This is a genomic window from Paraburkholderia sediminicola, assembly GCF_046026895.1.
Classification (GTDB): Bacteria; Pseudomonadota; Gammaproteobacteria; order Burkholderiales; family Burkholderiaceae; genus Paraburkholderia; species Paraburkholderia sediminicola_C.
In genome coordinates, this window is record NZ_JAQQEU010000041.1 from 58,561 (window position 1) to 65,285 (window position 6,725).

General features: G+C 61.0%; 4 protein-coding genes and 1 pseudogene. 3 read left to right on the forward strand and 2 right to left on the reverse strand.

What is annotated here, in order from left to right; translation table 11 throughout:
* Window positions 1–18 precede the first annotated feature (18 nt).
* The gene (locus tag PQR02_RS25445; RefSeq protein ID WP_408237630.1) at window positions 19–1,743 is read left to right on the forward strand and encodes an FAD-binding protein; all 1,725 of its coding nucleotides are present in this window, start codon (window positions 19–21) and stop codon (window positions 1,741–1,743) included.
* A gap of 168 nt (window positions 1,744–1,911) precedes the next feature.
* On the opposite strand, the pseudogene PQR02_RS25450 reads toward PQR02_RS25445, so the two are convergent.
* Window positions 1,912–2,289 (reverse strand): annotated as a pseudogene (locus PQR02_RS25450) (integrase core domain-containing protein); the annotation flags it as partial.
* On the opposite strand from PQR02_RS25450, the gene PQR02_RS25455 reads away from it, so the two are divergent.
* On the forward strand, window positions 2,170–2,430 hold the full coding sequence (locus PQR02_RS25455) for a hypothetical protein (RefSeq protein ID WP_408237646.1): 261 nt from the start codon (window positions 2,170–2,172) through the stop codon (window positions 2,428–2,430). The pseudogene PQR02_RS25450 and the gene PQR02_RS25455 sit on opposite strands and share 120 nt — an antisense overlap.
* Before the next feature lie 463 nt (window positions 2,431–2,893).
* Here the strand turns inward: PQR02_RS25455 and PQR02_RS25460 are convergent, their stop codons facing one another.
* Window positions 2,894–5,287, reverse strand: a complete 2,394-nt coding sequence (locus PQR02_RS25460) for a two-partner secretion domain-containing protein (protein WP_408237634.1) — start codon at window positions 5,285–5,287, stop codon at window positions 2,894–2,896.
* A 980-nt stretch (window positions 5,288–6,267) separates the two neighbouring features.
* Between PQR02_RS25460 and PQR02_RS25465 the strand changes: the two genes are divergently transcribed.
* Window positions 6,268–6,725, forward strand: a 458-nt coding sequence (locus tag PQR02_RS25465) for a hypothetical protein (protein ID WP_408237637.1), incomplete at its 3' end; no start/stop codon positions are given.

Below are 6,725 nucleotides of genomic sequence, written 5' to 3' on the forward strand. Positions count from 1 at the left end.
AAAACAGGAGAAGCAGGCATGAGTGACAGGTATAGGGAAGTCAGTACGGATGTACTCGTTGTTGGTAGCGGCGGCGCTGCGTTGCGGGCTGCGCTCGAGGCAGACTCCAGCGGCGCTGACGTGCTGGTCGTGATCAAAGGCGAATTTCGCAAAAGCGGCGCTACGTTTCATAGCGTAGCCGAAGTAGGCGCCTTCAATGTGCCGGACGGAGCAGGGGATCCCAGCGATAATCCTGATGTTTTTCTCGCCGATATCCTGCATGCCGCTCAAGGCATGGCCGACCCGCGCTTGAGCGCGATTCTCGCGAACGAAGCGCAGGACTCCTTGCGCTATCTCGAACAGTACGGCGTAAAGTTTGAGCGCGAGGATGACCACTACCTGGTTTTTCGCGCATGCTTTTCTTCCAGGCCGCGCTCGCATGTGATTCATGAGCACTTCAAACCAATCGTGAAATCGCTGGGGACCGAAGCGTCCCGGCGAGGTATCAAGGTCATGGACCGGTTGATGCTCGTCGACCTGCTTTCGCTGGACGGCGAATGTCTCGGCGCTTACGCGATCGATTCGGATGGAAACCCGGTGCTGATCCGTGCCAAGTCGACGATTCTTACCACCGGCGGTGCAAGTCAGCTGTTCGCCCAGAACCTCTACCCCTCGGACATTACCGGCGACGGCTATGCAATGGCTTATCGCGCGGGCGCGAGACTGGTCAACATGGAGTTCATGCAGGCCGGTGTGAGCGTGCTGACGCCTTTCGTCAACCTGTTCGGCAACTACCTGTGGGACGCGCACCCGAATCTCACCGACCGCGATGGCAGGGCGTTCCTCCCTGACTATCTGCCGGCGGGGCTCGCTCAGGTTGATGTCATTCGGCAAAAAGAGCGGCACTTTCCATTCAGCTCAAGCGACATCTCGCGCTACGTCGAAATTTCGATTCAGAAGGCTCTCAACGATGGCCGCGGCACGGTTGAAGGCGGCGTGTTTCTCGACTTCGTCGGATGCGATCTCGAATCGATACTGGCCGACAAGAGCCGCAGCATTGCAAGGATGTGGCCGCTAACCTGCCAATGGTATAAGGAGCACGGCGTCGACCTGTATCGCGACAGAGTGCAGATCACCTGTTCCGCGCATGCGATCAACGGCGGTTTATACATCGACGAAAACGCTCAGTCCAATCTGAAGGGTCTGTTCGCTGCGGGTGAGGTGGCAGCGGGTCCACATGGCGCCGACCGTCTCGGCGGCAATATGGCCTTGACGTGCCAGGTCTTCGGCCGGCGCGCGGGCCTCGCTGCGGCCGAACGCGCGAAAAAGATGACGCACCGCGCGACTACCGGGGCCCTGGACGACAATCGCACGGTCGCCACGCAATTCCGCCGAAGGGGCAGGCACACGGTGGACGAACTGAAAGCACGGATTCAGCAGAGTGCAAACCGGTATTTGCTGATCGTGCGCGAGGAAGCCGGGCTTCAGACCTTCAGGCGGGTCTGCAAAGAGACGCGAGACCAGTTGTTTCAGGACACGGTGATCGGCACGCCCGCTGAGCTCATGCGGGGCATCGAATTGGCGAACTTGATCCAGGTCGGTGAATTGATGGCTTCGGCATCGCTTGCCAGGCGGGAGAGTCGCGGCGGTCACTACCGCGAAGACTTTCCCGAGCGCAATCCGGACTTCGCCAGCAACATATTCCTCGAGCGGAACGCGCCTGAAGGTCTGTGGTTCGCGCGGCTGGCGGATCTGCAGTCGTAGGTCGGTAGCCGAGCTGGACTACCGAACGCGTCGAGCCGCGCAAATCGCTTCAGGTGGCTGGGTTGCGTATGCCGCTTGCGTGAGACTGCGAGCGGCCGGCTACAGCCATTATCCAGCGTAGCAATGCGGACGTTCGTACGTTTCCTCGACTCTAACAACGGACACCCATTAGCTGTGCGATTCACAGACATCGTTCCACTTTCCGGGAGACTTTTTTCCTGGCTTGTTGGGGGTCGGGGCTCCGGTACGAGCCACGATCCCCAACAAGCGCCGGTGAAGGTCGGCGAGTGTCTCGTCGAGTCGCCATTCGCGGTGCCGGATCCGCTCCTTTAGTTGGTCGTAAGCGCTTGCCACCTGTTCCGCCAGAGGCGTCATCTCGCCCAGTACCGTCACACGATCGATCGGGGTTCTGTCACCGAGTGAGTCATGCGGACGACGCCAGTTGTAGTCGCACTGCCATTCCTCGATTCGCTGTTCGATCGTGTCCTCGGTCAGAGTATGGTGAGTCCTGAACTCGTTCAGATCAGTGAGTTGCGAGCGCTCGACCCATCGGGTATCGAGCGCGTGAACCTGCATGACAACGACGCGCTATGGTCGATGATCGCTGTGCTCGAATACTACGCGCGCCTTTATGAGGCCATGCCGGAGCGTATCCGGTGGGCGAGCGAGGGTATACGTCGACATTGATCGCCGACCGGGGCCTGGGTTTGTTGGCCGGTACGGGCGGTACGCGGCCACGACCCGCCGATCACATGCGTCGTCAGTCTGACATTCAGGCGTCGGGTCCGCCCCGTCAGCGGCATCCGATTGTCAAAGACGAACGCTCGGTCATCGGCCTTTGCCGACATTAGGGCGGGTCGGGTTCTACGTCAGCAATGCGCCGGCTTGCTGACTGTGGCGGCATCCAGCAGTCGAACGGCAGCTTCCTGCATCAGCGAACTCACACTCCCGACCCGTTGCCGACGGTCTGTTCGTCGCGATTCCAACGGCAGGTATCAGGGTGGAACGGCCATACAGCGCCTTCATCTATGAACTTGTCTTCGACCTTGACTGACCCGATAGGCAGTCGTGGGGCGGCCGCTGGTTGACCCACTACCGCCAGAATGCAACAGGATGACTGTTCGCTGATGGTTGTGGATAGCAGTCGGTCTCATTGCGCCAGTTGCCACTGCAATATCGGATGCGTCGCTCCAACGGGCATCGCCCAAACGCCGCCTGGGCCAAAGTTGTATGTCGGACCGAAGCTAGACGGCGTGCTCATCTGCATAGTAGTCAAGCCTTGAGCGTTACCCAGGTTCGCGCCTAGGATCGTGGTGCGGACGCCGACTGTCGCGCCTGTCGTTTGCGTATCCCAGTAGACATCGTTTGTGATGGTCCCCGGGGGAGACGCGATGTAATTTGCGTTGTAATCCGCGATGCCGCCCGGCCCCCCCGCAGGTCCGGATGGCTGGTCAATCTTGCCGGTTGCGAACGACTGACTGATCGTGCCTGAAGTCCCGCCAACTAACCCACCCCCGCACGCATTGACGGTGTCACATTGCGGCGGCACGTGTACTGTTCCAGTCGCATAAGACTGTGTGATAACGCCAAAATTGTAGCCGACCAGACCGCCCGCTCCCTGAAAATGGGTCGCCGTGACATCGCCCGATGCGAACGATTGCCGGATTACGCCGAAGCTGTTTGTTCCGACCAGGCCTCCCGTCAAGGAATCAGATGAAACGTCGGCGGTGCTTGACGAACGCGTGATCGTGCCGTCGTAGTTCAAGCCGACAAGTCCCCCAGTTGAAAAACGACCGATTGAAGTAACACTGCCGCTTGAGTGCACGGATGCGATCGTTCCGTCGTTCCTGTCTGCGAGAAAGCCCGCCCAGGCGGCAGACTCGGGCAAGTTGGCACTGCCCTCAATGTTGAGGTTCCGAACGACGCCCGAGTACCCGATGTCCCCGAAAAGCGACTCAGATAACCAAAGATGCGAAATCGTGTGTCCCATGCCATCAAACTGGCCCGAGAACGAAGCCACGGTCGGACTGAATTCACCGGGCTGGGGCGTGGCGTCGATGTCCCTGCCGAGCGCGTAGTTGCCTGAAGGGTAGAGCCCGACTGCGCCTAGATCGGAGACGGTATTCACCAGCGCATAGCCGGTGACTTGCGTCATCAAACCACTGTCTGGCGGGGCGGACCATGTACTGTTGGAGAGAATGTTCCCTGGTACGTATCCACCGGTCATGTCATGTAATGCACTGATAACGCCCGTGCTGCGCGACCAGTCGATCGTGCCGTTGTTGATGACGCTGCCGCCATTGTCGATGCCGGCTGCGTCAGCGCGCAACGTCAGGTTGCCCGCACCAGAGTTCGCGATGGTCGTGCCCGTCGCCACCGACACGTCGTGATACGCGGCGAGCGTGAGCGAAGCCGGACCGCTCCAGCTCAAACTCGAAGCGACGCCCAGATCGCCCGTTGCGCCGTTCGCGCCTGTCGTCGTGACATCGATCGACGTGCCCGCGTTCAGGCTGCGCTGCAAGGTGCGCGCGGCGGCGTCATCGATCGTGAAAGTAGGCGTCAGCAGGTTCCATTGGCCCGCGTAAACGGCTGCATGCTTGCCGAAGGCCAGTTGTGCCGCTTGCGTGTCGACCGTTCCGCCGCTGCCATCCGCGTTCCTCGCGGCGATCTTGCCGTACTGCTCGACACGGCCGCCATCGGCGACGAGCCACACGTGGCCGTCACGATTCGCCGTGCCCGTCGCGCGGATACGCGTGCCGCCGCCCGCGAGCGCGTAGACGTTGCCGTCGGCTGCCTGCAGGCTGACCTGCGCGGCGTTTATGTGCCCTCTGTTGATCACGGTGCCCTGACTGCCCGTCTGCACGAACACCTGCTTGCTGCCGGCCGAATCCTGCAGCAGCACCTGCTCGCCGGCGGCCAGTTCCGCCGTGCCATTGGGCGCCGCCACGGTCCCGGCGTTAATGACGTCGTTTCGCGCAATCAGGAACACATCGCCGCCGCTCGAACTGATCTTGCCGAGATTGATCACGGCTGCGTTCGAGCTGCCCGACAGCGCGAGCGAGCCGCTGCCCTGCATGAACGCGTCGTTGCAGATGTCGAGCGTCGACGCGACGAAACGTCCGCCGGTTGTAATAGCTCCCGATGGCCCGACGACGATGCCCTGCGGATTGATCACATAGAGGCTGCCCGTCGCACTGAGCCTGCCGAGGATGGCAGAGGGTGAACCACCCGTCACCCGGTTCAGCGTCGCGCCGGAGCCGTTGTCGAACGTCACGCTGTTGTTCCTGCCGATTGAAAAGCTGCTCCAGTCGATCACGCCGCGCGTCGACCCCGGTTGGGTAATCACGAGGCCATTTCCCTGGCTTGCGATCGTGCCGGTGCCGGCCACGTACGTGCCGCCTTGTGGCAGAGGGCCCGCTGCGAGCGTCGCATGCGTGAAGCAGAGCCCAGCAACCGAAAGCCCGATGGCGAGCCAGAGGACTTCGTTTGGCTGCCGAGGATGCGGTCCGCGTCGCGCGGGCCGACGCAGTTCTGGGCGTGTCATACGGCCCCCTTTCCGCGTGGGCGCAGAATGGCTGCCAGCGACCCGCAGAGCCGACCGGAAGCGCGTTGGTCGCAGCGTCTGAAGAATAGACATTGAAGTCGCCGATGCATGCCAATACCTCTGCGTTTTCCGCCTTCTGATCGGACCGTTGCGACCGTTTATCGTGTGGCGGCGCTGATGGCGCGGGTAGATCCGAGGTCAACGTGCTCAAGGACGTGACTGTGTTTACTGTGTCGGTCCATGAGCTTCGGACAGCAGATGGGGATGGCAGATAGCAGCGCTCGCGTTCTCAAGGCTAGGGACCGTTTGCAAATCCCGAGCGGACGTCTGAACGTCCATCCAACGGGAGGGGCGAATGACGCTTGATGGCCGGGTACCGCCTCATGCGATACGCATGCGCGAGCTCCAAAGCGGCCGTTCTGCCCCGCACCGGGAAATTACCTCTCTCACCATGAATTCGCGCGCAGCGAAAACTCGCATATAGTATTCATAATATAAATAGTCAACGGCCTTACGGGGAAGATGCAAAAAGGCGTCCCGGAGGCGGTCTGTGGAAACGTTTATTGATCGGGAGATCGCGCATCTTGCGCGGGTGATGAGACCGTCGCTGGTTGGCGGCCCTTGCGGCCCCATCCTGCCTGTGCAGTACTGGCGCTGGCGGCTCCACAGGCTCCTGGACGTGCCTCATCTGACTCGAGCCCAGCTTTGCGCGCTCGACAGCCTGTTGCTGCAATTGGGTACGTTTGAAGCCAGCTGTACGAACCGGCCGTCAGTAACGAGTGAAACCGCCATCTGGGCAATTCCGCACCAGAAACCAGGGCGATCGACTTCTCTCGGTTAATGGAACAGCGAGTTCGTCAGGTTAGGGTCTTGGACGGGTGGTTGAAGCATGCCTCAACCTCACAACACGTTGGTATCGATGGCAGTGTCGGGCCACTTTCGGTCACACGATTGCTGCCTCGATATCGCCGGTCGGCGCCGTGATTGAGCGTTTCAGCCGGGACGTCATCGATATGCTCGCGGTCGACCAGGACGAATTCCAGCGCCGCCTTGATTTCTTCGCGTTCCTGTGCTGCTTGTTGGGGTGTCCTCGAGATTCGGACTTTTTCGTACGCGACTGGGCGTCCAGGTGGGTGTTTCGAATGTCGCTGATCGACCCCTTTCCCGCCGGACAGATCAAAGCTGTGGACGGCGGGTTTTCAGGGTGGATCAGCCACTTGCCCATTCGCGTTGGCCGACGCGTGTTCGGCGTTTGGGACCGGCATACAACAGGGCTTCGCGACATTGCCTGCTTTGCCGCGAAACGGCGAGGCGCTAGCAAAGCGCCGCCCGGGAACGAGACTCTGGGGACCGGCGGTCCGGAAGAGCTAGAAACTGGACCGACGGAGAACCGCCGATATCGCTCCGGCGATTGCTGCCGCGCGCGTCACGGCGGGCG

Coding starts and splice junctions, on each gene's coding strand:
- PQR02_RS25460 (WP_408237634.1), bottom strand. CDS start 5,287: ATGACACGCCCAGAACTGCGTCGGCCCGCGCGACGCGGACCGCATCCT.
- PQR02_RS25445 (WP_408237630.1), top strand. CDS start 19: ATGAGTGACAGGTATAGGGAAGTCAGTACGGATGTACTCGTTGTTGGT.
- PQR02_RS25455 (WP_408237646.1), top strand. CDS start 2,170: ATGCGGACGACGCCAGTTGTAGTCGCACTGCCATTCCTCGATTCGCTG.